This window comes from Mesorhizobium sp. M0615, assembly GCF_040320805.1.
Taxonomy (GTDB): Bacteria; Pseudomonadota; Alphaproteobacteria; order Rhizobiales; family Rhizobiaceae; genus Mesorhizobium.
This window is the reverse complement of record NZ_JAMYQI010000012.1, coordinates 96,053-120,928: the sequence shown is the minus strand read 5'-3', so window position 1 is coordinate 120,928 and position 24,876 is coordinate 96,053. Positions and strand designations below refer to the sequence as shown.

At 64.0% G+C, this 24,876-nt stretch carries 23 protein-coding genes and 1 pseudogene; 15 read left to right on the top strand and 9 right to left on the bottom strand.

Going from position 1 to position 24,876, the window contains the following annotated elements:
• Window positions 1-3 precede the first annotated feature (3 nt).
• From NKI46_RS22450 to NKI46_RS22405, 10 genes and pseudogenes are all read left to right on the top strand, one after another.
• Complete coding sequence (locus NKI46_RS22450; protein ID WP_352543686.1) at window positions 4-399, top strand: (R)-mandelonitrile lyase; 396 nt, start codon at window positions 4-6, stop codon at window positions 397-399.
• A gap of 22 nt (window positions 400-421) precedes the next feature.
• A complete protein-coding gene (locus NKI46_RS22445) occupies window positions 422-1,438 on the top strand; it encodes a zinc-dependent alcohol dehydrogenase family protein (protein ID WP_352510795.1) in 1,017 nt (338 codons plus the stop codon).
• A gap of 56 nt (window positions 1,439-1,494) precedes the next feature.
• A complete protein-coding gene (locus NKI46_RS22440; protein ID WP_352747965.1) occupies window positions 1,495-1,929 on the top strand; it encodes a lipocalin-like domain-containing protein in 435 nt (144 codons plus the stop codon).
• 30 nt (window positions 1,930-1,959) lie between these two features.
• Window positions 1,960-2,736 (top strand): annotated as a pseudogene (locus NKI46_RS22435) (MFS transporter); the annotation flags it as partial.
• Between the two features lie 94 nt (window positions 2,737-2,830).
• Window positions 2,831-3,139 carry an MFS transporter gene (locus NKI46_RS22430; protein WP_352748010.1) on the top strand — a complete coding sequence of 103 codons (309 nt, stop codon included), beginning with the start codon at window positions 2,831-2,833 and terminating at the stop codon, window positions 3,137-3,139.
• 304 nt (window positions 3,140-3,443) lie between these two features.
• Entirely contained in the window at window positions 3,444-7,532 is a 4,089-nt protein-coding gene (locus tag NKI46_RS22425) for a Pls/PosA family non-ribosomal peptide synthetase (protein WP_352747963.1), read from the top strand.
• Window positions 7,532-7,990 carry a GNAT family N-acetyltransferase gene (locus NKI46_RS22420; protein WP_023739225.1) on the top strand — a complete coding sequence of 153 codons (459 nt, stop codon included), beginning with the start codon at window positions 7,532-7,534 and terminating at the stop codon, window positions 7,988-7,990. The genes NKI46_RS22425 and NKI46_RS22420 overlap by 1 nt, the downstream gene beginning before the upstream one ends.
• The gene (locus tag NKI46_RS22415; protein WP_023739224.1) at window positions 7,987-8,655 is read left to right on the top strand and encodes a 4'-phosphopantetheinyl transferase family protein; all 669 of its coding nucleotides are present in this window, start codon (window positions 7,987-7,989) and stop codon (window positions 8,653-8,655) included. Before NKI46_RS22420 ends, NKI46_RS22415 begins: the two co-directional genes overlap by 4 nt.
• 200 nt (window positions 8,656-8,855) lie before the next feature.
• Window positions 8,856-9,083 (top strand): dihydrofolate reductase family protein, encoded by a 228-nt coding sequence (locus NKI46_RS22410; protein WP_352747959.1) that lies wholly within the window; start codon window positions 8,856-8,858, stop codon window positions 9,081-9,083.
• Between the two features lie 21 nt (window positions 9,084-9,104).
• Window positions 9,105-9,305 carry a dihydrofolate reductase family protein gene (locus NKI46_RS22405; RefSeq protein ID WP_352747956.1) on the top strand — a complete coding sequence of 67 codons (201 nt, stop codon included), beginning with the start codon at window positions 9,105-9,107 and terminating at the stop codon, window positions 9,303-9,305.
• Window positions 9,306-9,473: 168 nt separating this feature from the next.
• On the opposite strand, the gene NKI46_RS22400 is transcribed toward NKI46_RS22405, so the two are convergent.
• The 5 genes from NKI46_RS22400 to NKI46_RS22380 all read right to left on the bottom strand — a co-directional run bounded on the left by NKI46_RS22400 (window position 9,474) and on the right by NKI46_RS22380 (window position 16,160).
• Entirely contained in the window at window positions 9,474-10,346 is an 873-nt protein-coding gene (locus NKI46_RS22400) for a patatin-like phospholipase family protein (protein ID WP_352460528.1), read from the bottom strand.
• Window positions 10,343-11,719 carry a M16 family metallopeptidase gene (locus NKI46_RS22395; RefSeq protein ID WP_023739222.1) on the bottom strand — a complete coding sequence of 459 codons (1,377 nt, stop codon included), beginning with the start codon at window positions 11,717-11,719 and terminating at the stop codon, window positions 10,343-10,345. The genes NKI46_RS22400 and NKI46_RS22395 overlap by 4 nt, the downstream gene beginning before the upstream one ends.
• A 188-nt stretch (window positions 11,720-11,907) precedes the next feature.
• Window positions 11,908-13,263: a M16 family metallopeptidase gene (locus NKI46_RS22390; RefSeq protein WP_023739221.1), complete on the bottom strand. Its 1,356-nt coding sequence runs from the start codon at window positions 13,261-13,263 to the stop codon at window positions 11,908-11,910.
• A 96-nt stretch (window positions 13,264-13,359) separates the two neighbouring features.
• The gene (gene rsmD, locus NKI46_RS22385; protein WP_023739220.1) at window positions 13,360-13,914 is read right to left on the bottom strand and encodes a 16S rRNA (guanine(966)-N(2))-methyltransferase RsmD; all 555 of its coding nucleotides are present in this window, start codon (window positions 13,912-13,914) and stop codon (window positions 13,360-13,362) included.
• Between the two features lie 47 nt (window positions 13,915-13,961).
• Window positions 13,962-16,160 (bottom strand): pseudouridine synthase, encoded by a 2,199-nt coding sequence (locus NKI46_RS22380; protein WP_023739219.1) that lies wholly within the window; start codon window positions 16,158-16,160, stop codon window positions 13,962-13,964.
• A gap of 180 nt (window positions 16,161-16,340) precedes the next feature.
• Here NKI46_RS22380 and NKI46_RS22375 point away from each other — a divergent pair, with 180 nt between their 5' ends.
• Entirely contained in the window at window positions 16,341-16,793 is a 453-nt protein-coding gene (locus NKI46_RS22375) for a nucleoside deaminase (RefSeq protein WP_023682972.1), read from the top strand.
• Window positions 16,794-16,821: 28 nt separating this feature from the next.
• Here NKI46_RS22375 and NKI46_RS22370 read toward each other — a convergent pair whose 3' ends face one another.
• The 3 genes from NKI46_RS22370 to NKI46_RS22360 form a co-directional block, all read right to left on the bottom strand.
• Window positions 16,822-17,505, bottom strand: coding sequence for a hypothetical protein (locus NKI46_RS22370; RefSeq protein ID WP_023671541.1), 684 nt, complete (start codon window positions 17,503-17,505; stop codon window positions 16,822-16,824).
• 199 nt (window positions 17,506-17,704) lie between these two features.
• The gene (gene ileS, locus NKI46_RS22365) at window positions 17,705-20,722 is read right to left on the bottom strand and encodes an isoleucine--tRNA ligase (RefSeq protein ID WP_023739218.1); all 3,018 of its coding nucleotides are present in this window, start codon (window positions 20,720-20,722) and stop codon (window positions 17,705-17,707) included.
• Window positions 20,723-20,954: 232 nt separating this feature from the next.
• Window positions 20,955-21,758, bottom strand: coding sequence for a MipA/OmpV family protein (locus NKI46_RS22360; RefSeq protein WP_023739217.1), 804 nt, complete (start codon window positions 21,756-21,758; stop codon window positions 20,955-20,957).
• A 209-nt stretch (window positions 21,759-21,967) separates the two neighbouring features.
• Between NKI46_RS22360 and NKI46_RS22355 the strand changes: the two genes are divergently transcribed.
• From NKI46_RS22355 to NKI46_RS22340, 4 genes are all read left to right on the top strand, one after another.
• Window positions 21,968-22,273 carry an ArsR/SmtB family transcription factor gene (locus NKI46_RS22355; protein WP_023671538.1) on the top strand — a complete coding sequence of 102 codons (306 nt, stop codon included), beginning with the start codon at window positions 21,968-21,970 and terminating at the stop codon, window positions 22,271-22,273.
• Window positions 22,270-22,752, top strand: a complete 483-nt coding sequence (locus NKI46_RS22350) for an SRPBCC family protein (RefSeq protein WP_023739215.1) — start codon at window positions 22,270-22,272, stop codon at window positions 22,750-22,752. Before NKI46_RS22355 ends, NKI46_RS22350 begins: the two co-directional genes overlap by 4 nt.
• Before the next feature lie 175 nt (window positions 22,753-22,927).
• The gene (locus tag NKI46_RS22345; protein WP_352747948.1) at window positions 22,928-23,176 is read left to right on the top strand and encodes an MAPEG family protein; all 249 of its coding nucleotides are present in this window, start codon (window positions 22,928-22,930) and stop codon (window positions 23,174-23,176) included.
• Window positions 23,177-23,304: 128 nt separating this feature from the next.
• On the top strand, window positions 23,305-23,859 hold the full coding sequence (locus tag NKI46_RS22340; RefSeq protein ID WP_352747945.1) for an HdeD family acid-resistance protein: 555 nt from the start codon (window positions 23,305-23,307) through the stop codon (window positions 23,857-23,859).
• A 29-nt stretch (window positions 23,860-23,888) separates the two neighbouring features.
• On the opposite strand, the gene NKI46_RS22335 is transcribed toward NKI46_RS22340, so the two are convergent.
• Window positions 23,889-24,872, bottom strand: a complete 984-nt coding sequence (locus NKI46_RS22335; RefSeq protein WP_352747942.1) for a bifunctional riboflavin kinase/FAD synthetase — start codon at window positions 24,870-24,872, stop codon at window positions 23,889-23,891.
• Between the last annotated feature and the right edge of the window lie 4 nt (window positions 24,873-24,876).

The window sequence follows — 24,876 nt, the reverse complement described above, 5'->3', positions numbered from 1 at the left end:
ACCATGGACATTCTTCGCGCCGGCACCAGGCCTTCCGGCAAGGGACCGCCTGACTGGTTCACCGGAACGGTGCGGATCGATCCGCTCTTCAATCCCTTCGACGCCGAGCGGGTTCAAGGCGCACAGGTAACCTTCGAGCCCGGCGCCCGCACCGCCTGGCACACGCATCCGCTCGGCCAGACGCTGATCGTCGTCTCGGGCCTCGGCCGAGTTCAGCGCGAAGGTGGCCCGGTCGAGGAAATCCATCCGGGCGACGTCGTCTGGTTCGCGCCCGGCGAAAAGCACTGGCACGGCGCGTCGCCTCAGACCGCCATGACCCACATCGCCCTCCAGGAGGTCAAGGATGGCAAGGTCGTGGACTGGCTGGAACATGTCAGCGACGCCGACTACGGCGCCTGATCTCTCCTCGAAAGGAACCAACATGCTTGCAACCGTTCTTCACAAACCGGGCGACATCCGCTGCGAGGAAATCGCCGATCCGAAAATCATGCGGCCGACGGACGCCATCATCAAGCTGTCGGCAAGCTGCATCTGCGGCTCGGACCTGTGGCCTTATCGCGGGCTGCAGCCGGTCGCCGGGCCGATGCATATGGGCCACGAATATTGCGGCATCGTCGTCGAGGTCGGCGCAGAGGTGCGCACCGTCCGTCCCGGCCAGTTCGTCGTCGGGTCGTTCTGCCTCTCCGACAATACCTGCCCGCATTGCCGCTTCGGCTTCCAGTCGTCTTGTGTGCAGCGCGAGTTCATGTCGGGCGCGCAGGCGCCTTACGCCCGTGTACCGTTGGCGGATGGCACACTGGTCGCCACCGCCGAAGTGCCGCCGGCCGAACTCATCCCTGACCTGCTGGCGGTGTCCGATGTGCTCGGCACCGGCTGGTATGCGGCCGACGCAGCCGAGGTCCGCGAAGGATCGACGGTGGTGGTGGTCGGCGATGGTGCGGTCGGCCTGATGGGCGTGCTTGCGGCCAAGGCGATGGGCGCCGAGCGCATCATCGCCATGAGCCGGCACGCCAGCCGCCAAAAACTCGCCCGCGAGTTCGGCGCCACCGACATCGTCGCCGAGCGCGGCGAGGAAGGCGTGGCCCTCATCAAGGAACTCACCAAGGGCGTCGGCGCGGACTCCGTGCTGGAATGCGTCGGCACGGGAGAATCCTTCGACCAGGCGCTGGCCTGCTCCCGCCCCGGCGGCACCATCGGCTATGTCGGCGTGCCGCATGGCGTGAACTTCGACGGCCAAAAACTATTCTTCGGCCAGAAACGCATGCTGGGCGGCCCGGCGCCGGTGCGCCGCTTCCTGCCCGACCTGATGGACCGTGTGCTGCAAGGTCGGATCAAGCCCGGCAAGGTCTTCGACCTCAAGCTGCCGCTGGCCGAGGTCGCTGAAGGCTACCGCGCCATGGACGAGCGTCGCGCCATCAAGGTCATGCTTTCGGTGTGAGCAAAGATCGAGGACCGCCTGTGCGTACCCACAACTCAGAAAAGGAACAACGACATATGACTATGAGATTGAAGATTGCCGCGCTTGCGCTTGCGCTTTCGGTCGCCACGCCGGCTTTCTCGCAAGAATCCGCGATCATCGGCGCATGGCGCATGATTTCGCTCGAGGCCGGCGCCGAGGGAAACCTCAAGCCCGTGTCCTATTCCGGCCAGGTCATCTTCACCGAGGCCGGCACCCTCTCTGTGCAGGCGCAGAACCCCGACCCCAAGGCGCCGGACACGCCTTACACGGCGAATGGCTACGAAGCCTATTACGGGCCGGTCGCCATCAACGACCAGGACAAGACCTTCGTCATCGCGATCGAGTCCTCCCTGGTCCGCAACCTTGTCGGCAAGAGCATGAAACGCAAATTCGAGGTCTCGGGCAACAAACTGGTCCTCACGCCTGACAACCCGGCCGAAGGCTGGCGCGTAACCTACGAACGCTACTGATCCGAACAGTTGGATTACCGATTGACCAAAATGGCGCGGATATCAGGCCGAAATGGCGTCATGGCGGAACTGGCGCCGATCATGGCGGCCGTCTTCGCCGGCTTCCTGCTGATCGGCCTGGCGCTACCCGTCCTGCCGCTGCATCTTCACCAGCAGCTTGGCTTCGGCCCCTTCGCAGTGGGACTGGTGACGGGCAGCCAGTTCGTCGCCTCGATGCTGTCGCGCATCGGGGCTGGCAACTATGCCGATGGGCGCGGCGGCAAGCGCGCCGTCGTCGTCGGCCTCATTGCCGCTACCCTTGCCGGGCTATTTTACCTCGGCTCGCTGGCATTGCTCGACCGGCCGGTAGCGTCCGCATCGGCGCTGTTCGCCGGACGGGCGGTGCTGGGCGCGTCCGAGAGCTTCATCATCACCGGCGGCGTCGCCTGGGGCCTCTCCGTTGCGGGCGGACAGAACTCCGGAAAAGTCATAGCATGGGTGGGCACGGCGATGTTTGCGGCGCTCGCGCTGGGGGCGCCGGTCGGATCTGCGCTTTATGCAGCGAGCGGTTTCACCGCGATCGCGCTCGCGACGATCCTACTGCCGCTGGCGACGCTGCTTGCCATCCTGCCGATGCGCGGCACCGGCGCCGCCGCGGGCAGCGTGCCGCAGTCATGGAGGAGCGTGGCGAAAGCGGTCTGGCTTCCTGGCGTCGGAGCTGCTTTCAGCAGCCTCGGCTATGGTGCTATTCTGGGCTTCGGCGCCCTGCTCTTCGCCGAGCGGGGCTGGCAGCCGGTATGGCTTCCCTTCACGGCCTATGCCGCGTCGCTGATCGTGGCAAGGCTGTGCTTCGGCCACGCCCGACAGGCTTGGGGGCGCACGCGTCGCTGTGATCTTCGTCGCGGTCGAGGCGGCAGGGCTGATGCTGATCTGGCTTGCGACCGGGCCTGTTGTCGCCGCGATCGGAGCGGGTCTGACTGGCCTCGGCTACTCGCTGGTCTATCCCGGCCTCGGCGCCGAGGCCGTAGGCCGTCTTCCGTCGCGCAGCCGCGGCCTGGCAATGGGACTCTACACCGTCTTCCTCGACGTGGCGCTCGGCTTCGGCAGTCCGGCGCTCGGCTTGGTCGCCGCGTCGACCGGGCTGCAATTCGTCTTCTTCGCCGTCGCGGCGGCGACGCTTCCGGCGTTGGGCATCGCTCTGCTGCTGGGTCGCCGTAGCGCTCCATTATAGACAGCTCGCCGACGCCGTCCGCATGAGGTTCGCTCATAGTCTCTTTCCGGGTTGCCACCAACGCTGAAGCCCTCCCCCGCAAGGTGCAGCGAGCGGCCGGCCAAGCTCCCCGCCCAGACACACTCCAGAAACAAAATTCAACAGTTCGGAAAAACCGGCGAAAAGATCGGGTGGCATAAGCTTCCCGGTCGGGATTCCGGGCACTTCCTTTTTGGAAGCCCTCCACCAACAAAATCGCAGCGGCGGCACAAGCCTGTTCCGGCGGCGGCATGAACAGCCGGGCAATGCCCCAGGACGAGAGAGTATGGACATGGACTACGATATCGCCGGGCTGGACAGCGACGCGGCAACACCGATCGGCGGCCTGCCAGGCATCGATGCGCTGGCAAGGATCGCTCGCGGCCCGGCAAGGGACGGCCAGGTCCTGACGGGCGCCGACTTTGCCCTGCAGCCGGGTGAGCGGCTCGATACGGTGTTCGAGCAGCTCGCCGTGACATTCGCCACGTTGCCGGCGGTGATCTCCGACGGACGCGTGTGGACCTATCAGGAGCTGAACAGCCGTGCCAACCGGTTCGCCCGCATGCTGATCAAGCACGGCGTGCGGCCGGGCCACCGGGTCGGGCTCATCCTCGACCGGTCGGCGGAAACCTATGTCGCGTTGCTGGCGGTGATGAAGGCGGGGGCTGCCTTCGTGCCGCTGGCCACCGCGTTTCCGCAGGAGCGGATGGCGCTGATCATCGAAGACGCCGCCGTCAGCATGATCGTCACCATCGCCGCCTATGCGTCGCGCGCCGGTCAACTGCCCGTTCCCCATGTGCTGATCGACAGCGCCGCCGCCGAAATCTCCGCACAGTCGCCCGCGCCGCTGAAGCAGCAGGCGACGGACGACATTTGCTACATCCTCTATACCTCGGGCACCACCGGCAAGCCCAAGGGCGTGGTCATCACGCACCAGAGTTTCGTCAATTTCATACACGTCGCGGCCGCCTCCTACGGCTACCGGCCGGGCGACCGGGTGTATCAGGGCATGACCATTGCCTTCGACTTTTCCTCCGAAGAGATCTGGGTGCCGTTCGTCGCCGGCGCGACGGTGGTGCCGGCACCTGGCCAGATGCCGCTGGTGGGCGAGGAACTGGCGGATTTCCTGCGCCTCCATGACATCACCTGCATGGCCTGCAGCCCGACATTGTTGTCATCGATGACATCGGACGTTCCCAGCCTGCGCACGCTTCTGGTGGGCGGCGAGGCCTGCCCGCACAATCTGGTGGTGCGCTGGTCGAAGCCGGGCCGGCAGATCCTCAACACCTACGGGCCGACCGAGGCGACCGTCACCGCAACGATGGGGGCGCTGACGCCGGACCGTCCCGTCACGATCGGCGCGCCGTTGCCGACTTACTCGATCGTCATTCTCGACGCTTCGCTGCCGCAACTTGCCGAGCCCGGTGAACTGGGCGAGATCGGCATTGCCGGCATCGGGCTCGCCGTCGGTTATCTGAACCGGCCGGACTTGACCGACCAGAAATTCATTGCCGATTTCGTCGGCCTGCCGAACAACCCGTCGCAGCGCATCTACCGCACCGGCGATCTTGGCCGGATCAACGATAGCGGCGAGATCGAGTATGCCGGGCGCATCGACACGCAGGTGAAGATTCGCGGATATCGCATCGAGCTCGGCGAGATCGAGGCGGTGCTGCTCGACCAGCCCGAGATCGCGCAGGCCGCCGTCACCACCTGGGAGATCGAGCCCGGCCGCGTCGAACTGGTTGCCTATTACGCGCTTAAAACCGGCGTAGCGGCGATTTCCCGAGGGGATCTCGCCCAGACGATGAAGCGGCGGCTGCCGGACTATATGGTGCCCGCCTATCTGGAGGAGCTGCCCGCCATCCCGATGACCGTCTCCAACAAGGTAGACCTGCGCCAACTGCCGAAGCCGACGAGCGTCCGGCTTTCGGCCGATCGCACAATGGTGCCGCCCGGCAATGAGGACGAGCGATTCCTGGCGGAAGCGCTGGCCACGGTGCTGAAATTCGACGCGGTGTCGGTCGAGGATCACTTCTTCGACGATCTCGGCGCCAACTCCTTGCTGATGGCGCATTTCTGCGCGCGCGTGCGCACCAGGAAGGAATGGGCGACGACGTCGATGCGCGACATCTATCTCTATCCCACAGTGGCGCGCCTGGCGCTGCATCTGGGGGTAGCGGAGGAGATGACGACGGCAACCAACGAGCCGGTCCTTACCCGCCGGGCCTCGAATTTCGCCTACTGGACCTGCGGCGCGGCGCAGCTTTCGTTCTACGGCCTCTACAGCTACGTGGCGCTCTGGGCGATCAATGACGGCCTCAACTGGATGTATGACGCGCTCGACGATCCGCTGCAGCTCTATATCCGGTGCGTGGCGCTTTCGGCGGCCGTGTTCTTCGGCATGTCGGGCTTTGCCGTCCTTGCGAAATGGGTGCTCATCGGCCGGTGGAAGGCCGAGGCGTTTCCGATCTGGGGCGTGCGCTACTTCCGCTTCTGGGTGGTCAAGACATTGATCCGCACCGCGCCCGTCGTGCTGTTCCGCGGCAGCCCGCTCTACAGCCTCTATCTGCAGCTGCTCGGCACCAAGCTCGGGAAAAACGCCGTCATCGAATCGAAATCCGTGCCCGTCTGCACGGATCTTATTTCCATCGGCGCCAACACCATCCTGCGCAAGGAATCGATGATCCTCGGCTTCAGGGCCCAGTCCGGTTATATCCACACCGGGCCGCTGACCATCGGCCGCGATGCCTTCGTCGGCGTCGGCTCCACGCTCGATATCGACACCAGGATCGGCAACGGCGCCCAGCTCGGCCATTCGTCCTCGCTGCATCGCGGGCAAAGCATCCCGGACGGCGAGCACTGGCATGGATCGCCGGCGGTGCCGACCACGGCGGACTATTGCAAGGTGCGCAATGTCAATCCTTACCAGGTCCGGCGCTTCCTCTATGAAGCGCTGCAGCTGGTCGGCCTGTTTGGCCTTGTCACCCCGCTGCCGCTCCTGTTCCACAGCTACTGGGAATATGTCGGCGACGACTATCAGGAGACGATCGGCCTTGTCGCAATCGGCACCACGGTCACGCTTTTCGGCTATATCGCGGCGGCTTTCCTGGCAGCGACGCTGGTGCCGCGCCTGACGAGCCTGATCTTGAAGCCGGGCCGCACCTACACGCTTTACGGTTTCCGCTACTGGCTGCAGACCGTCGCCGAATTCGCCAGCAATTCCCGCGTGCTCGGGCTCCTGGCCGGCGACAGCTCGGCAATCGTGCACTACATGCGCGCCATCGGCTGGAACCTCAACAGAGTGGTGCAGACCGGCTCCAATTTCGGCTCCAACCAGCAGCATGAAAACCCGCTTCTGTGCGAGATCGGCACCGAGACCATGGTCTCGGACGGGCTGTTCATGATCAACATGCACAAGTCCGCCTCGGCCTTCAGGCTCGAGCCGACGCGCATCGGCGAACGCAACTATCTCGGCAACAACATCTACTATCCGCCGGACGGCCGCACCGGCGACAACGTGCTGCTCGGCACCAAGGTGATGATCCCCATCGACGGGCCGGTGCGCCAGAATGTCGGCCTTCTCGGTTCGCCTGCCTTTGAAATCCCGCGCATGGTGAACCGCGACAAGGAGCTTATAGCCGGCGTCGACGAGGCCGACCGGCGCCGGCGCATCCCGCACAAGAACCGCCACAACCTGGTGACCATTCTTCTGTTCCTGGCAACGCAATGGGTCATGCTGTTCGTCACGCTGGCGATCTGGGACCGGGCGCTGAACTACTATACGGAATGGGCGGAGGTCGCCCTGTTCGCCGCCGTGCTTTTGACCTCGGCGATCACAATTCCGTTCTACATTCTGGTCGAGCGGGCAAGCCTTGGCTTTGGCCGGCTGAAGCCGCAGATGACGACGATCTACGACGTCACCTTCTGGCGCCACGAACGCCACTGGAAGCTGGCGGATTCGCCGATCGTGCGCCTGTTCGCCGGCACGCCGTTCCGGCCGATGATCCTGCGCCTGCTCGGCGTCAAGGTCGGCAGCCGGGTCTATGACGGCGGCAGCAATTTGACCGAGCGTTCGCTGGTCGAGATCGGCGACGACGTCACGCTCAACGAGGGCTGCGTGATCCAGGCCCATTCGCTGGAAGAAGGCGCGTTCAAGTCCGATTTCATCCGCATCGGCGATGGTTGCACGCTCGGACCTTCCGCCTTTGTCCACTACGGCGTGGTGATGGGCAAAGGCTCGATGGTCGACGCGGACTCCTTCGTGATGAAGGGCGAAGAGCTGGAGCCCAACTCGATCTGGCGGGGCAACCCGGCCAAGCTGCATCGCTTCGTCGAGCCGGTGCCGGAGGATAGCGTCAAGGCAACGGCTTGATGGGCGCAGACGTCCGTCTCGTTTCGCTGACTGCGGCCAACCGGGCCTTGGTCGCGGCCCTGCAACTGGCCGCGGATCAAACCGATTTTGTCGCCAGAAATGCGGAGTCGCTGGACGAAGCCGAAACCGACGGGGACGCACGGCCGCGCGTCGTCATGGCAGGGGATCGCGTCGTCGGTTTCCTGATGTACGAGGCGCCGGAGGACGACGACGAGGCGCGGATCTACCGCTTCATGATCGATCGCGTCCATCAGGGCCAAGGCTACGGCAAGGCCGCTTTGCGCGAAGTGCTGGATGAAATCATGCGGCTCGGCCAAATCAGCCGCGTTTCGATCTGCTACGAACCTGGGAATGAAGCGGCACGCCGCCTCTATCGCGCTGCCGGTTTCGTCGAAGAAGGGCCCGACGAGGACGGGGAAATGATCGCCGACCTCGCTCTGCGGGGCGGCCAGCCATGACGCGCCCGCTCGATGCCGGTGCCAGCCTGTCGGCGCAGTTGCTGGCGGCGATGGCCGCCATGGCACCGGCCGGCGTTCAGATCGGATGCCGCACGATCCGCGAAGGCGATGAGAACCATTTGCTGCCGCAGGAAGCACGCTCCATCCCGTCACGCCTGCCGCTGATGCGGCGGGCGAGTGGCGCGGCGCGGTGGATCGCGCACGAGCTGCTGGCGGATATGGGCTTGAACGACGTCGCTATCCTCCGCGGCTCCTCCGGCGCACCGGTATGGCCTCATGGAGTAACGGGGTCGCTGGCTCACGACGACGAGATGGCCGTGGCGGCCGTCGCGCCGCTCTCCCACGTCGCCTCGCTCGGCATCGATATCGAGCCCGCTTTGCCCCTGCCCGACGACATCTTCGCGCTGGTTGCAGTCCCCGCTGACCGGATCGACGCAACCGACTTGTATCTTGCCGGTCGCATCCTTTTTGCCGCCAAGGAAGCTGTCTACAAGGCCGCCTACCCGCTTGATGGCGAAGTGCTGGGCTATGAGGACATCACCGTCGATCTCGACGCAAGCGACGCTGTGACGAAGACGGGCCGCAGAGCGAGACTGGTTTACTGCGTTGCTCCGTGTGTGGTCGTTCTGGCGTTTGTCGATGGTGTCCGAAGCGCCCCCCTTTAAGCGCGATGGGCCAGCGCCCGACAGCAACGCCTGCTCAACAAAGCGCTTTTTTTCGCAGAGCGGTCGCAAAAGGCTCACACGGTTCGTCCTTTGACAGAAGAAGGAGAGCGCCATGAGAAACCTTATTATCACCGAGTTCATCAGCATCTATGGCATCGCCGAGGTCGAGAAGCTGCCCAGCGTGACCTGGAACGATTGAGATGCAAAGGTTCAAGGAGGACGAGCTTGCCGACAGCGGGGCCATGCTTCTGGGGCGCACGACCTACGAGATTTTTGCCGGCTCTTGGCCCAAGGAAACCGGAGACTTCGCCGACCGGTTCAATGCGCTGCCGAAATATGTCGCGTCGACAAGCCCGAAGGCACTCGACTGGAAACCGGCCGAGTTGCTGAAGGGTGCGTTGCCGGAAGCGGTTCGGGCGCTGAAGTAAGGCAGCGGCGGCAACATCTATGTGCATGGCAGCCTGAGCGTCGCGCGGGAATTGCTGCGCCATGGTCTGGTCGATCGCGTCAGGCTGCTGAGCTACCCTGGCTCCGTCGGGGAGGGCAAGAAGCTGTTCCCGCCCGATATGCCGGTGGCGTTGGAGCCGATCTCGACCGTACAGCTCAGCAATGGCGTGGTGGCGCTGGAATATGCGGCTGGGAGGGTGTGAGACGCCGGTGGGGTAATCTCCCCGTGAGGGGAGATGTCGCCGAAGGCGACAGAGGCGGTCGGTCCGTCCTGACGCAACCTCCTATCGACAGTAGGAGGTCTAGCTTCACGCGAGACGACCCCCTCTGGCCTGCCGGCCATCTCCCCCTCGAGGGGGGAGATCGGCAGCTCACCCTACTTTCTTCCCCCGCTTGCCCTTGGCACGCGCCTCGACCACTCTTTCCACCTCGCGCTTCAGTTCGTCCTTGACCTCCTGCGTCTCGGCAAGCAGCGTGTCGATCTTCATGAAATCGAGCACGCGGTATTTCGACACCGGCGGGCGGATCAGTATGTCGGGGGGGCGCTGGTTCAGCTTGTGGGCGATGATCGACTGCATCATCAATTGCGTGGCGCCGTACATCAGGTCGACCGTGGTCGGGTGCTTGCGCTCGGCCTCGCTCGGCGCACCGACGACGTCGATCGCGATGATGATGTCGGCGGCGTCTTCGATCAGGTCGAACGGCACCGGATTGTAGATGCCGCCGTCGATCAGCACGCGGTCGTCGCGCGTCACCGGGCGGAACACGGCGGGAATGGCAGCCGAGGCGGCGAGCGCCGAATGCAGGTCGCCCTCGTCGAAGACGGCCAGCTTGTGACCGAAATAGTCCGTCGCCGTCACCTTCAGCGGGATTTTCAGCTCGGCGAAGGTTTCCGGGATGGCTTCCGGCAGGAACGCCTTCAAGATGCGCTCTATGTTGAACTGGCTGACGCGGATGCCGCCCTGCATCGCCTCGGCGATGGTGCCGGGACGCGAGCGCCACATGCGCGCCGCCACCTCGGCGCGGCGGCCGAGGATCGAGCGGGCGTAGTCCTCGATGTCCTTGCCGCTCATGCCCGAGGCCATGCCGGCGCCCATGATGGCGCCGATCGAGGAGCCGGCGATGGCCACGGGCTTGATGCCGAGCTCGTTCAGCGCCTCGACGATGTGGATATGGGCGAGGCCGCGCGCGCCGCCGCCGCCAAAGGCGATACCGAAGGTGGGGCCCGAGGTGGAGCTCGTCATTTGCCCTCCAGCTTCGGCCCGATGCTCATGATCGCGGGCGCCGGCGTCAGCAGCTTCTTCGCCGCTGCCTTGACCTGATCGAGCGTCACACCGTTGATGAGCGCCGCGCGGCGCTGCACGTAATCGATGCCGAGATTGTCGAGTTGCAATTCCACCAGGGTCGCGGCAATGGCGCTGGAAGAATCCAGATTGCTGATAGCATAGGAGCCGACCATGTATTTCTTGGTGGCGTCCAGTTCGGCCTCGGTCGGCCCCTCCTCGGCCATCTTCTTGACCACCTCCTTGACGATGCCGAGCGTCTCGGCGGCGCGATCGGAACGCGTTGCGGTGGTGATGATCAGCGCGTTGGAATGCTGGTGATCGACCAGGTTGGAATCGACGGAATAGGCCAGGCCGCGCTTTTCCCGCACCTCGTCATAGAGGCGCGAGGTGAAGGTGCCGCCGCCGAGAATCTGGTTCATCAGCACCGCGGGGAAGAAATCCGGCGCATCGCGCTTCACACCGGGGTAGGCAAACTGCAGCGAGGTCTGCGGCAGGTCGTAGTCGACCTCGAGCTGCTGGCCCAGCTTCAGTTCGGTATCGGCAACCGGTTGCAGCACCTGCTTTTCCGGCAGATCGCCGAAGACCTCATCGAGCTTCCGTTTCAGCGTCGCGGCATCTATGTCGCCGACCACCGCGACATGCAGGCCGCTGCGGGCGAAATTGGCCTTGTGGAAGGCAGCCAGATCCGCCGCCGTGATGGTGGCGATGCTGTCCTTGGTGCCCTGGTCGGGCCTGGAATACGGATGTTCGCCATAGATCGCGCGCAGCCATTTGGTTTGCGCGACGGTGTTGGGGTCACGCTCATTGGCGATGATGCCGGACAGGATCTGGGCGCGGATGCGGTCGATCGGCGCCTGGTCGAAGCGCGGGCTGGTGACCGCCAGCCTGAGCAGGTCGAAGGCCGCGTCCTTCTGCTCGGCCAGCATCCGCATCGCGCCATAGGTGCCGTCGCGCGCCGCTTCGAAGCCCATTTCGGCGCCGGCATCGTCAAGCTTGATCTGGAAGGCCTCGCTGTCGAGGTCGCCGGCGCCCTCGTCGAATAGGCCGGTCATCAGATTGACCAGCCCTTCCCGCCCCGCCGGATCCTGCGTCGAGCCGCCATCGAAGACGAAGCGGATGGCGACGATCGGAATGGAGTGGTCCTCGACCAGCCAGGCGTTGACGCCTTTCGATGAGGTCACCGGCTGAATGTCCATCGCGTGCGCGGCAAGCGCCGGCAGGATGAGGAAGAAGATGCCGAGGAACAGTGTGGCGAAGACGTGGAGAACCGCGATGCGCCTATGAGTAATCGCATCAGGCCATTGATCGCCAACGTCAGCTCCGCCCCTCATCGCGCTGCCGGGCACTTCTCCCCGTATAGTGACGGGGAGAAAGGGTCTCGCCGCGACGCTGGCGCTCTTCTTACGACGCTGATGGTTGGCGAAATCGACGATGACAGCGCCCCTCTCCCTGTCACTATAGGGGGAGAGGATGCCGGTAGGCAGGTGAGGGGCAGCGCTAACGCTCAATCTCGTCATCATCAATTCCCCGCCTGTTGCTGCGGCAAGAGATAGCCGGTCGTCGTACGATCGAGCAGCAGATAGCGTGCGGCGACCGCCTTGATCTCATCGGCGGTGACCTTGCGAATGCGGTCCGGCCATTCCTGGATATCCCTGACGTTGCCGCCGGTGGCGAGCTCGGCGCCGTAGAGATTGGCCATCTCGTCCTGCTTGTCGCGGGCGAAGATCATGGCCCTGATATAGCGGGCCTTGGCCTTCTCCAGCTCATCGGCGGTGGCCCCGTCCTTGACGATGCGGGCGATCTCGGCGTCGACGGCCGCCTCGACGTCGCTCAGCTTGGCGTCGCCGCGCGGCGCGCCATAGACGGTGAAATTGGTGGCGTCGAGCATCGTACCCTGGAAGAAGGCGCCGGTCGCCGATGCGATGCCTTGCTTGACCACGAGTTGCTGGTAGAGCCTGCTGCGGCTGCCGCCGCCAAGGATCTCTCCCAGCAGGTCGAGCGCCTCGGCCTCGCCGGGTTTTGCCGTGTGGTAGGACGGAACCACCCATTGCGTCGAAAAGCTCGGCACCGAAACGCGCCCATCGGTGAGCGTCACCGTGCGCTTGGTGTTCTGCTCCGGCTCGACCGGGCGGATGCGCGGGGGCAGGTCGGGACCGCGCGCGACCTTGCCATAGGTTTTTTCGGCCAGCGCCTTCACGACCTCCGGCTCGACATCGCCGGCCACGATCAGCACCGCATTGTTGGGGCGGTAGTATTTGTCATAGAAGGCAACCGCATCGGTGCGGTTCAACTGCTCCATCTCCTGCATCCAGCCGATCACCGGAATGCGGTAGGGCTGGTTCTGCCAGAGCGTCGCGTCGACCTCTTCGTCGAGCACCGCCTGCGGATTGCTGTCGATGCGCGCGCGGCGCTCTTCCAGGATCACGTCGCGCTCGGTCTTGATGACCTCGTCGGTCAAGATGAGGTTGCGCATGCGATCGGCCTCGAAGCTCATCATCTCACCAAGTGCCGAGGGCGCCACCGTCTCGTGGAAGGCAGTGTAGTCATATGAGGTGAAGGCGTTGTTGGAGCCGCCGATGGCCGATATGGCGCGGTCGAACTCGCCCGCGGCGTGGTTGGTCGTGGCCTTGAACATCAGGTGTTCGAAGAAGTGCGCTATGCCGGACTTGCCTGGCGGCTCGTCGGCGCTGCCGATCTTGTACCACACCATATGGGTGACGATGGGGGCGCGATGATCGGGAACGACCACCACCTCCATTCCATTGTCGAGCAGGAAGTTGGCCACCTTGCCATCATCCGCGGCCAGGGCCGGGCCGGCCATGGTCAGCGCGGTGGCGAGCAAGGCTCTCCGCAGCCATTCAGTATGAAATGTCATTGATGGCTCCGGTTGTTATCGCGCGACGATAGGCAAGGTTAGCCGCGGAGGCAAAGTGAATTGTGCGTCATTTTGAAGGCGCCGGTCGCCCCACCCTTACGCAAGCTCGACGAACCGGATCACCGTCTCGCCGTAGTTTCGTTCATCAACCACCGAGAATTCCGGCCCAATCTCGAAGGGCGCCGAGGCGGCTTCCTCGACCACGCAGAGCGCGCCGGGCAGCAACCATCCGCCATCCCTGGCCGAGCGCAGGGCGCGCTCGCCAAGGCCCTTGCCATAGGGCGGATCGGCGAAGACCAGGCCGAATGCCGCAAGCGTACCGGCCTCACCCAGGGCGGTCGCGTCGCGGCGGAAGATCTTGGTGCGGCCGGTAAGGCCAAAAGCTTCGACATTGGTGCGGATCAGGCCGCGCCCTTCGGCCGATTCTTCGATAAAGACGCCATAGGAAGCGCCGCGCGACAGCGCTTCGAGGCCGAGAGCGCCGGTGCCGGCGAAAAGGTCGAGCACACGCGCGCCGTCGAGCTTGTCGGCAAAGCGGTGCGCCAACACGTTGAAGACGGCCTCGCGGGCGCGGTCGGTCGTCGGGCGGATGGCATGGTCGCGCGGCGTCGCCAGCGCACGCCCGCGAAATTGGCCGCCGACTATTCTCATTTATGCCCGGGTCTCATTTAAGGCCGGATCTCATTTAAGTCCCGGCATCATCTGGTCCTCGGGCCCTTGGGACCGTTGCGTGGCCGCTCGCCGCCCCGACCGCCATCCGGACGCTCGCCACCCGGCTTGCCGAACGGCTTGGCTCCGCCCGGCTTGCCATAGGCCGGCTTGCCATAGGACGGCTTGCCATAGGACGGCTTGAACGACGCCTTGCGCGCCTTGGCCTCGGCCGCCTTGGCGGCATCGGCTTCCGCCCTGCCCTTGCCGATCGGACGCGCGCCCGGCGCCATCCAGACATTAGCCTTGCGCTGGCCCGGCGGATCGATCGGCCGCTGCTCGCGCTCGGGCTTCTTGCCGCCGCGCGGTTTGTCACCAAAGGCGCGGCGCGGCTTGTCGCCGAAGCCTCCACGGGGCTTGTCGCCAAAATCGCCGCGCGGCTTTTCGCGAAACTCGCTGCGCGGCTTGTCCGAAAACTCGCTGCGCTCAGGTCTCGGGCCGCGTTCGCCAAAGCTCTTTTCAGGCCTCGCGCCCCTTTCGGGACTGGTCGACAGCTTGCCGAGCGCTTCGTCGCGGCTGCCTTCGCGGCGCTTGCGGTTCTTGATCAGACCGCCCTCGCCGATCGGCCGATGGTCACCCTCGCGGGTGACTTTCGGCCGTTCCGGCTCCACGTCACGCTCTCGCCGCACCGGCTGGTTGGAAAACGGCTTGATGATCTCGGCGTCGAAATTGGCGCCGGATTCCTCGACCAGTCGCTCGCCGAGCTGGTCGCGCAAGACGCGGCCCTTGATCTCCAGCACATGGCCTTCGGCTAGATCGTCGAGCTGGAACGGTCCGTAGGAGATACGGATCAGCCGCGTCACGTCGAGGCCGAGCGATCCAAGGATGTTCTTCACTTCGCGGTTCTTGCCTTCTCGCAGGCCGATCGTCAGCCAGGCGTTGGTGCCTTGCTCACGGTCGAGCGTCGCTTCGATGGCGCCGTAGAAGACGCCGTCGACGGCAATGCCTTCACGCAGGCCTGCGAGCATGCTTTCCTCGACCTTGCCATGAACGCGCACGCGGTAACGGCGCAGCCAGCCAGTGGCAGGCAGTTCGAGCACGCGCGACAGACCGCCATCATTGGTGAGCAGCAGCAGGCCTTCGGTGTTGATGTCGAGGCGGCCGATGGTCATCAGCCGCGGCAATTCGGCCGGCAGCACGTCGAACACGGTCTTGCGGCCCTCGGGGTCGCGGTTGGTGGTAACGACGCCGGCCGGCTTGTGAAACAGGAACAGGCGGGTGCGCTCGATCGGCGGGATCTCCATGCCGTCGAGATGGATGATGTCGCCCGGCATGACGTTGAAGGCCGGCGAGGTCAAAGCCCGGTTGTTGACCTTGACACGGCCCGCCGCGATCAGGTCTTCGGCGTCGCGGCGCGACGCCAGGCCGGCGCGGGCCAACCGCTTGGCGATACGCTCGCCGGCTTCTTCCGCATCTGCCGGACGGGGGCGCGGCTTGAAGGCGCCGCCAGATGCTTGCGGCCGGTCACCACCGAAATCGCGCTTGGGGCGATCGCTGAAGTCACGCTTGGGACGATCTCCGGCGTCGCGCTGCGGGCGATCGCCAAAATCGCGCTTTGGCCGGTCAAAACGCTTTTCGCCCTCGGCGGAAGCAGGCCGATCGCCACGCGGTGCGTAGGGCTTGCGCGGCCCTTCACGCTTTTCGAAAGGCTTGCCTTCGGGACGCGGCCCCTTGCTGAATGGCCGATCGCCGCCCTTGAAATCGCGCTTTGGCCGCTCGCCATCGGCCGCAACCGGCCGATCGCCGCGCGGTGCATAAGGCTTGCGCGGCCCCTCGCGCTTTTCATACGGCTTGCGTTCACCGTCGGCCGCCATAGGGCGATCCCCACGCGGCGCATAGGGTTTGCGCGGCCCTTCGCGCTTTTCATACGGCTTGCGCTCGCCTTCGGCTGCCATCGGCCGGTCACCGCGTGGTGCATATGGCTTGCGCGGTCCCTCGCGCTTTTCGAAGGGCTTGCCTTCGGAACGCGGACCTTTGCTGAATGGCCGGTCGCCACTTTTGAAATCGCGCTTGGGCCGCTCGCCCTCAGCCGCTGCGGGCCGGGCGCCTCGCGGTGAATAGGGTTTCTTGGCCCCGAAGGAGGGTTTGCCGCTTTTGCCGGCGGCGCCATCGCGGCGCGGCCCCGCGGCTCCAGGGCCGCTTTTGCCCGGGCCTTTGTGGCGCGGAGATTTCTTGTCGTTGTCGTCCATGTGGCCTTTGCCTTGTTGCGCTGCTACAGCGTGGCGCATCCTTTCGGACGCGCAAAGGACGCTATAGCACTTTGATTTGGCGCATGATCATTTCCGAAAATCTGTTCCGATATTCGGGTTGACGCGCTCCATAACAGGATCACCGCCAAGTGGCGAGGAGATAATCGGAATGGAAACCGCGTGAAGCGGCCGGATTTCATGGCGCTGGCGCTGAAAGAGGCGCAAGCCGCCGCCTTGCGCGGAGAAGTTCCGGTTGGCGCCGTCATCGCCAGCGGCGACACGGTGGTGGCATCCGCCGGTAACCGCACCCGCGAACTTGCCGATCCGACGGCGCATGCCGAAATGCTGGCCATCCGCGCGGCCTGCCAAACGCTCTCCAGCGAGCGGCTGACCGGCCACGACCTCTATGTGACGCTGGAACCCTGCGCCATGTGCGCAGGCGCCATTTCCTTCGCCAGGCTGCGCCGGCTCTATTTCGGCGCGGCCGACGAGAAGGGCGGCGCGGTGGTCAACGGCGTGCGCTTCTTCGCCTCGCCGACTTGCCACCATAAGCCCGACATCTATCCGGGCATGGCCGAGGCCGACGCGGCGCTGCTGCTCAGGGAATTCTTTCGGGAAAGACGCGAAACGTAGAGCCTTCAGCTACCGAAGGCGACGGTTCCTACCAGGAGGGCAGCCAGTCGAAGAGCCCGCCGCTCTTGCCCTTGGCGGCCGCTTCCTTCTTGAGGCGGCGTTCCTTCTTGTATTCATCCTCGCCGAGTTCGCCCTGCGGCGCCGTGTCGGAGGCAGCTCGATAGGCCAGAGGCGGCTCGCTCAGATATCTGCGAGTGTTGGGGTCGCCCTGCTTTTGCTCTGCGGTGCGGCGCTGGATCTCGGCGGCGCGGCCCTTGTCTGAATCCTTCGGCGACCAGGCCGGCGGGTGGCTGGAACCCGAATCCGCCAGCGCCTTCTTCACGGAAGCCGGATCGGTCTGCACGTCATCGACGATCCCCGATTGATAGGACGGGTCGTCCTGGTGGGCAGTGGCGTCGGCACGCAGGCGGGCGCGGCGCTGCTCGGGCGATTCGGGCCAATCGGTGCTCGCCGTCTCGATGCTTTCCTGAGGCGGCGGCAGCACTTCCTTCTGCCCCGGCGCCGGCTTTACCAGCTCCGGACGCGGCCTATAGTCGATCTGTTCCTTGTGCTTGGGCGTGATCGCGAAGGCGCCGGAAAGGTCTCCGGCAAGCTGCTCGCCAGCCGTCTTGTCGGTGCCGTAGGTAGGCGAACCCATGCAACCGGACAGAGCGAGGCCGGACGCGACAAGCGGCGCCAGCAGCGCAACGCGCGCATAAGTTCTCTTGGTCATGCCAAAAAGTCCCACTCTAGACAGCCTCTCGATCGTCACCGGCCGAAGGCCCGGTCCCATCGTCCACGCTCTTGCGACGGAATTCCGGCGACAATTTGTCTTCCGGAGTTTCGCGTGTTTATCTCAACCACTCGTTAAGGGCAACGCGCGGGCGCTTTTCACCCGCCCGCCGTGGCATTTGTGCACCGGCTTTGAGCACTCACAAACGTCCCAGAGCCTTGAGTTCATGCAGCACGGCGGCATCGCGGGCAGACACGTCGGGGAATTCCACGTCCTGCCCGACATCGGCGGTATAGCGCCACGAACGCGCGCATTTGACCAAGCCGCGGTCCTCGGCCTTTTCGACCACCACCGCGACACCTTTGACATCGTCGAGCGCAAAGGCGCCTTCCGGCGCCTTGCCGTGGGCGATGACGAGATCGCTGGTGATCGCCATTTCGGCCATGTCGACATCGGCGATCGCGGCTTCAAGCGCGGCATCGTCGAGGGTCACGACCGGCACGGCTTCCAGCGAGGCACCGATGACCTTCTGAGCGCGTGCGATCTCGAGCGCGCCGGTGACGACGCGGCGAACCTGCCGCACCTTGCGCCATTTCTCAGCCAGTGCCTCGTTCTTCCAGTCGGCCGGAATCTCGGGGAACTGGTCGAGATGCAGCGAGACAGCATCCGGATGACGGTCGAGCCAGGCTTCTTCCGTGGTGAAGGGCAGCATCGGCGCCAGCCATTTCACCAGGCAGTCGAAGAGGTGGCGCACCACTTGCACCGAGGCCTTGCGCTTCACGCTGGCGGGTCCCTCGCAATAGAGCGCGTCCTTCCTGATGTCGAAATAGAAGGCCGACAGCTCGACCACCATGAAGTCGAGCAAAGTGCGGGTGATGCGTTTGAACTCGAACGCGTCGTAGCCCGAGCGCACGACCTCATCGAGCTCGGCCAGCCGATGCAGCATCAGCCGCTCCAGTTCCGGCATCTTTTCGAGCGGCACCTCCTCGCCATCGTCATGGGCGAGCGTGCCCAGCATCCAGCGGATGGTGTTGCGGAGCTTGCGGTAGGCGTCGATGTTGGTCTGCAGCACGTTCTTGCCGAGACGCTGGTCTTCCCAATAATCCGTCGTCACCACCCATAACCGCAGAATGTCGGCGCCGGACTGCTTGATGACGTCTTGCGGCACGACGGTGTTGCCGAGCGATTTCGACATCTTTCGCCCCTCCTCATCCATGGTGAAGCCATGGGTGACGACGGTGTCGTAAGGTGCCCTGCCCCTGGTGCCGCAGCTTTCGAGCAGCGAGGAGTGGAACCAGCCGCGATGCTGGTCGGAGCCTTCGAGATAGACGTCGGCCGGCCATTTCAGGTCCGGACGGTCTTCCAGCGTGAAGACATGCGTCGAGCCCGAATCGAACCAGACGTCAAGGATGTCCATCACCTGCTTCCATTTGGAGGCATCGTGATTGCCGAGGAAACGCTCCTTGGCGCCGGCAGCGAACCAGGCGTCGGCGCCTTCCTGTTCGAAAGCATCCATGATGCGCTGGTTGACGGCTTCGTCCTTCAGCACGTTGCCATCCTCATCGGCAAAGACGGCGATCGGCACGCCCCAGGCGCGCTGGCGTGACAAGACCCAATCCGGGCGTTCCTCGATCATGGCGCGGATACGGTTCTGGCCGGCCGCCGGCACGAAGCGTGTGTCGTCGATCGCCTTCAGCGCACGGCTGCGCAACGTCGTGCCGTCGCCGAGGTCCTTGTCCATATAGACGAACCATTGCGGCGTGTTGCGGAAGATGATCGGCTTCTTCGACCGCCAGGAATGCGGGTAGGAATGCTTCAGCCGGCCGCGCGCGAACAGCGCGTTGCGCTTGATCAGTTCGTCGATGACCGCCTGATTGGCATTGCCCTTCTTGCCGTTATCGTCGATGACACGCGCGGCGCCACCTTCGCGATCCGGGCCAAAACCCGGCGCGTCCCTGGTGAAGAAGCCGGCATCATCTACAGTGAAGGGGATGGCAGGGTCGATGCCACGTGCGCGCAAATCCGATGCCGCATCCATCCAGGCATCAAAGTCCTCGCGGCCATGGCCGGGCGCGGTGTGGACGAAGCCGGTGCCGGCGTCGTCGGTGACATGATCGCCGGCCAGCATCGGCACGGCGAATTCGTAGCCGCCGCCGAGACCTTTGAAGGGATGGAAGCAGTGGATTTCCGCGAGGTCTCCAGCTGCTACGTGACCAACCAGCCGCACTTCAAGTTTTGCTTTCTGACTGCAATCCTCAAGCAATTTCTTGGCGAGAACGAACTTTTCACCAACTTGGGGCCCGAACTGATTCTGAGCGCTAGTTACCTCATAGAGTCCATACTGAATACGGTCAGAATACGCGATTGCTCGGTTTCCAGGGATCGTCCAGGGCGTGGTTGTCCAAATGACAACATACACATGCTCAGCAAATTTTGGATTTGAGGTCTGTGATGCAGTTTCTGCGTATTTTGCCGCTGCCTCAGCATCGGCAAAATCACGATTTAAATACTCTTTCTCGGGAAAATACTTCAGCGCTCCGTCGATCGGAAACTTCACCCAGATCGTATCGGATTCGTAGTCGTGGTACTCGATTTCCGCCTCGGCCAATGCCGTGCGTTCGACCACGCTCCACATCACCGGCTTGGAGCCGCGATAGAGCTGGCCGGACATGGCGAACTTCAACAACTCCCCAGCGATGCGCGACTCCGAGTGGAAAGCCATTGTCGTATAGGGGTTCTTGAAGTCGCCAACGACGCCGAGCCGCTGGAACTCGCCGCCCTGCACCGTGATCCAGTTCGCGGCGAAGTCGCGGCATTCCTTGCGGAACTCGTTGACCGGCACCTCGTCCTTGTTCTTGCCCTTGGCGCGGTACTGTTCCTCGATCTTCCATTCGATCGGCAGGCCGTGGCAGTCCCAGCCGGGCACGTAATTGGAGTCATAGCCGCGCATCTGGAACGAGCGGGTGATGACGTCCTTGAGGATCTTGTTCAGCGCGTGGCCGATATGGATGTTGCCGTTGGCGTAAGGCGGGCCGTCATGCAGCACGTATTTCTCGCGGCCTGCGGCCTCTTCGCGCAGCTTGCGGTAGAGATCCATGTCCTGCCAGCGCTTGACCAGCAGCGGTTCCTTTTCCGGCAAGCCAGCGCGCATCGGGAAATCCGTCTGCGGCAGATAAAGCGTCTTGGAATAGTCGATCGTTTCAACAGTGTCGGTCATTGGTCTGCCATATGCATTGCCCGGCGGGCGTAAAAGCTCGGGCGTGAACTATCATGATTGGAAAAGCGCGAGGGGGCGCGCAAAACTCCCGGCGGCTCCGGCGGCGCTCAGGCCGCCCGGAACACCGGGCCTGTAATTCGTATCGTCAGCGCGCGAAGGCGTGAAAAGCTCGTCATTGCCGGGCTTTTAGCCGAGAAAGCCGCAGGAATAAAGCGTCTCTTGTTCGATTCACTTACATCGCGAAGTCGAAGCGATAGGTGGTCGAGACGCCGACCGTGAACTGGTTACGGTCGCCGCGCTCCTTGACCAGGCTGGAATCGGCGGCCGGGCCCATCAGGCGCGCATATTCGCCGAACAGGCTGGCGGTCATCGGATCGGTCACCTTCCAGGTGATGGCGCCACCAAGGCCGGTCGATTTCAGGCCGCCGCCAGGATGGTATTCGCTCAGGCCCGAGGCCGCAGCCTCCTTGGCGTTGACACCATAATAAGAGTCGAAATAGCCCGACGAGGCAAAGGACACGCGTGGTCCGCCCGAAATTCTGACAGTCGGCGTCACGTCGTAGAAAGCATCGGCGGCGATGTCGGCGACAAAGCCATCATGGGCACGAATGCCATGGCGCAGTTCGGCGCGGGCGCGCAGCCAGTCCGTCGGATAGATTTCGAAGAAGCCGCCGACCTCACCGCCCCAGCGCACCGGGTCGAGGCCCTTGAGCTCATCCTTGCTGTCGCGGGAAAACAGGAATTTTCCGGTCAGGCCGGCGCGAACGCCGCCATCGTCGACCAGCGCCAGCGAGATGTTGTCGTTGCGCGAGGTAAAGCGCGCGGCCGGGCCGGCCTTGCCCAGCGAGATGATTGGCGATGCGCTGAGCAGATAGCTGTTGGAGCCCTCGAATTTCGGCGCGACCATGCCGGTGGCGCCAAGCGTCAGGTACCAGTCTCCGGACAGCCCGCCGAAGGTGCCCTCGCCCGCATTGGCGGTGGACACAGTGAGCAGCGCCGAGGCGAGAAAAAGTGGAATCGACCAGACAATACGCATCATCACCACATACGCGAAACCAACGGAGAAACACCCGGCAGCCAACGCCATGGCGCCGGTTCGGTAAAATTTGACTTAAAATCTGTAGAGTGGCGGCAACTGCGACCCTGTTTTTTATGCTGTGGCCCGTTTGAACAGGGCGCCGCCGGGCCTGTGGCGAGTTGACAGAAATAGCGAGGTTGCCTAAACTCGCGTTAGTGCAGGCTAACATGAACAGATGGACAGCGCTTGGCGACCCGACCAGGCGCACGATCTTCGAACTGCTGGTCGAACAACCCTGTTCGGTCGGGGAATTGGCTCGTGCGCTTCCTGTCACCCGGCCGGCGGTCTCGCAGCACCTGAAGGTGCTCAAGGACGCCGGCCTCGTGGCCAACACACGGCTAGGCAAGCAACGCATCTACCGGGTCGATCCGGAAGGCTTGGCCAGCCTGCGCGCCGAACTCGACCGGTTCTGGAGCAAGACCTTGGCGGCTTACAAAGTGGTCGTCGAACAGCCCTTGAAGGAGCAGGAATGAGCACACATCAACCGCCCGTGAGGCACTCCATCCTTGTCGAGGCTCCGATCGCACATGCCTTCAAGGTCTTCACCGAGCACTTCGGCAGTTTCAAACCCAAAGAGCATAACCTGCTTGCGGTGCCGATCGCGGAGACGATCTTCGAACCCCGCGTTGGCGGTCACGTCTACGACCGCGGTGTGGATGGCAGCGAGTGCCGCTGGGCACGGGTGCTGGCCTACGAGCCGCCGAACCGACTGCTTCTGAGTTGGGATATCAGCCCTCAATGGCAGATCGAGACCAATCCGGACAGGACCAGCGAGTGGGAAGTCCGGTTTACGGCGGAGACGAATAGCCGGACCCGCGTCGAGATCGAGCATCGCAATCTCGAACGTCATGGCGAAGGCTGGGAAGGCGTGCGCTTTGGGATTGACGGTGATCGAGGCTGGCCGCTGTATCTCAGGCGATTCCAAGATCTTTTTGCCAGCAAGGTGACCTGAAGAGCACAATTATGGAACCCTATTGGCTAAGCATCCTCGGTGTACTGATCCTCTGTCTTTTGTCAGTCGCGCTGGCGGTTTACTCGGGTTCGTCCAAGGGATTTGCCGGAGCGCTTTCCGGTCCGGTGATCCCGGCCGACGACGCCAATCTCCCTACAGGATCGACCGCGTGCATATGAACCCGGTCGAGGCGCTGGCGCCTTTTGTCGTCCCGGCGGTGCTGGCCATGATGGTTGGCGTTGGGTCGGCCACGTTGGCGACCATTGTCTGGGTTCATGTGGCGATACGCCTGCTTCACCTGGGGGTTTACCTACGCGGCGGCAATGCCGCCAAGGGTGGCAGTGTCAGAACGATCGTCTACGTCTCTGGAGCGATCGTCACGCTTGTCCTCGTCCCTGTGACTGGGTGGGCTGCCATAAATTGACACGTACGCGCGAACCTCAAGCCACCGACGCTTTGTTTGTTTGCTAGCCGTCGCCATCGGCTGGACGTCCGCTACAGCCGGGGCTAACCTCCCGGCAAGGTGCCAGGCGATTTCGAGGAGATGCAGCCATGACGTTGCACGGTGATACCCTGAAAGATGCGATCGGCCGGACACGGGACAAATGGGGGTGGTTCGTCGCGCTCGGCGTGCTGCTGCTCATCTTCGGCGGCATTGCCTTCGGCAATCTGTTCGTCGCCACCGTCGCCTCGGTCTATGTCGTGGGCTGGCTGATGCTGATGGCCGGCATCATCGAGATCGTGCATGCCTTCGGCGTGAAGACCTGGAGCCGCTTCTTCTATTGGCTGCTCAGCGGCCTACTTTATGCCGTTGCCGGTTTCTTTGCCTTCGACAATCCGCTGCTGGCCTCGACGGTGCTGACCTTGCTGCTGGCGGTGGCGCTGGTCGCTTCAGGCGCGCTCAGGGCCTGGGTCGGCTATAGCCACCGACCGGAAAAGGGCTGGGGCTGGGTCGTCGCGGCGGGCCTGATCAGCGTGCTGGCGGGGCTGACCATCGCCATGGGCTGGCCGGTCAACAGCCTGTGGGTGCTCGGCCTGATCCTGGCCATCGACCTGATCTTCCAGGGCTGGAGCTTCATCGCTCTCGGACTGGCGTTGAAGAAGTAGGGCCTTGAAGAGGTAAGCGGCCGGAAGGCTCAAAAAGCGATGGCGCCGTCCAGATCCGAAAGCGGCCTGACGCCGGCCAGCAGCGCGCGCGCCTCCGCCTCGTCGCCATTCATTTGTGCCACCAGCGCATCGAGCCCATCGAACTTCACCTCGGGGCGCAAAAAGCCGAAGAACGATACGTCGCAGATCTCACCATAGAGATCGCCGGCAAAGTCGAAGACGAAGGTTTCGAGCAGCGGCGCGCCATTGTCGTCGACAGTCGGGCGACGCCCGAAGCTGGCGACACCATCATGCAGCGTGCCGTCGGCGCGGCGAAAGCGGACGGCATAAATCCCTTCCTTCAGAGTCGTTTCCAGCGAAAGCCTCATGTTGGCTGTCGGGAAGCCGAGCGTGCGGCCTAGCTGCTGGCCGCCGATCACTTCGCTTTCGACGGTGAAGCGGTAGCCGAGCAGGCCTGCGGCCTCGGTGACCTCTCCCTCACAGAGCAGCTCGCGGATACGGCTCGACGACACCACCTCGGCGCCCTCGTCGCGAAAGGCGTCGACCAGGGTGACGCCGAAACCATGGCGTTCGCCTGCCGCCATCAGAAACGCAGGACCGCCCTGCCGGTCCTTGCCGAAGTGAAAATCGAAGCCGGTGACGGCATGGGTGATGCCGAGGTTCGTCTCCAGCACATCGGTCACGAAAGCCTCGGCCGACAGGCCGGCAAAGGCGCGCGTGAACGGCTGTTCGACGAGTGCGGCAAAGCCCAGATGCGACAGCAGCCGCGCCTTCATCGGCGGCGGCGTCAATACGAACAGCGGCATATCGGGCCTGAACACCTTGCGCGGATGCGGCTCGAAGGTCAGCACCAGCGCCGGCACGCCGCGCCGCCCGGCTTCGGCAAGCGCGCGATCGAGCACCGCCTGGTGGCCGCGATGGACGCCGTCGAAATTGCCGATCGCCACCACGCCGCCGCGCAAATGCGGCGGCAGCGGCGCGGTTGCTGAAATGTGTTCGAAAGCTGCGCTCATGCAG

Excerpts from the sequence above, each read along its gene's own strand:
- rsmD (WP_023739220.1), bottom strand. The coding sequence starts at position 13,914 with ATGAGAATAGTCGGCGGCCAATTTCGCGGGCGTGCGCTGGCGACGCCG.
- NKI46_RS22390 (WP_023739221.1), bottom strand. The coding sequence starts at position 13,263 with ATGACATTTCATACTGAATGGCTGCGGAGAGCCTTGCTCGCCACCGCG.
- NKI46_RS22355 (WP_023671538.1), top strand. The coding sequence starts at position 21,968 with ATGAACAGATGGACAGCGCTTGGCGACCCGACCAGGCGCACGATCTTC.
- NKI46_RS22420 (WP_023739225.1), top strand. The coding sequence starts at position 7,532 with ATGGGCGCAGACGTCCGTCTCGTTTCGCTGACTGCGGCCAACCGGGCC.
- NKI46_RS22360 (WP_023739217.1), bottom strand. The coding sequence starts at position 21,758 with ATGCGTATTGTCTGGTCGATTCCACTTTTTCTCGCCTCGGCGCTGCTC.
- NKI46_RS22350 (WP_023739215.1), top strand. The coding sequence starts at position 22,270 with ATGAGCACACATCAACCGCCCGTGAGGCACTCCATCCTTGTCGAGGCT.
- NKI46_RS22380 (WP_023739219.1), bottom strand. The coding sequence starts at position 16,160 with ATGGACGACAACGACAAGAAATCTCCGCGCCACAAAGGCCCGGGCAAA.
- ileS (WP_023739218.1), bottom strand. The coding sequence starts at position 20,722 with ATGACCGACACTGTTGAAACGATCGACTATTCCAAGACGCTTTATCTG.
- NKI46_RS22415 (WP_023739224.1), top strand. The coding sequence starts at position 7,987 with ATGACGCGCCCGCTCGATGCCGGTGCCAGCCTGTCGGCGCAGTTGCTG.
- NKI46_RS22400 (WP_352460528.1), bottom strand. The coding sequence starts at position 10,346 with ATGACGAGCTCCACCTCGGGCCCCACCTTCGGTATCGCCTTTGGCGGC.
- NKI46_RS22345 (WP_352747948.1), top strand. The coding sequence starts at position 22,928 with ATGAACCCGGTCGAGGCGCTGGCGCCTTTTGTCGTCCCGGCGGTGCTG.
- NKI46_RS22450 (WP_352543686.1), top strand. The coding sequence starts at position 4 with ATGGACATTCTTCGCGCCGGCACCAGGCCTTCCGGCAAGGGACCGCCT.
- NKI46_RS22395 (WP_023739222.1), bottom strand. The coding sequence starts at position 11,719 with ATGAGGGGCGGAGCTGACGTTGGCGATCAATGGCCTGATGCGATTACT.
- NKI46_RS22425 (WP_352747963.1), top strand. The coding sequence starts at position 3,444 with ATGGACATGGACTACGATATCGCCGGGCTGGACAGCGACGCGGCAACA.
- NKI46_RS22340 (WP_352747945.1), top strand. The coding sequence starts at position 23,305 with ATGACGTTGCACGGTGATACCCTGAAAGATGCGATCGGCCGGACACGG.
- NKI46_RS22410 (WP_352747959.1), top strand. The coding sequence starts at position 8,856 with ATGCAAAGGTTCAAGGAGGACGAGCTTGCCGACAGCGGGGCCATGCTT.
- NKI46_RS22445 (WP_352510795.1), top strand. The coding sequence starts at position 422 with ATGCTTGCAACCGTTCTTCACAAACCGGGCGACATCCGCTGCGAGGAA.
- NKI46_RS22335 (WP_352747942.1), bottom strand. The coding sequence starts at position 24,872 with ATGAGCGCAGCTTTCGAACACATTTCAGCAACCGCGCCGCTGCCGCCG.
- NKI46_RS22370 (WP_023671541.1), bottom strand. The coding sequence starts at position 17,505 with ATGACCAAGAGAACTTATGCGCGCGTTGCGCTGCTGGCGCCGCTTGTC.
- NKI46_RS22440 (WP_352747965.1), top strand. The coding sequence starts at position 1,495 with ATGACTATGAGATTGAAGATTGCCGCGCTTGCGCTTGCGCTTTCGGTC.
- NKI46_RS22430 (WP_352748010.1), top strand. The coding sequence starts at position 2,831 with ATGCTGATCTGGCTTGCGACCGGGCCTGTTGTCGCCGCGATCGGAGCG.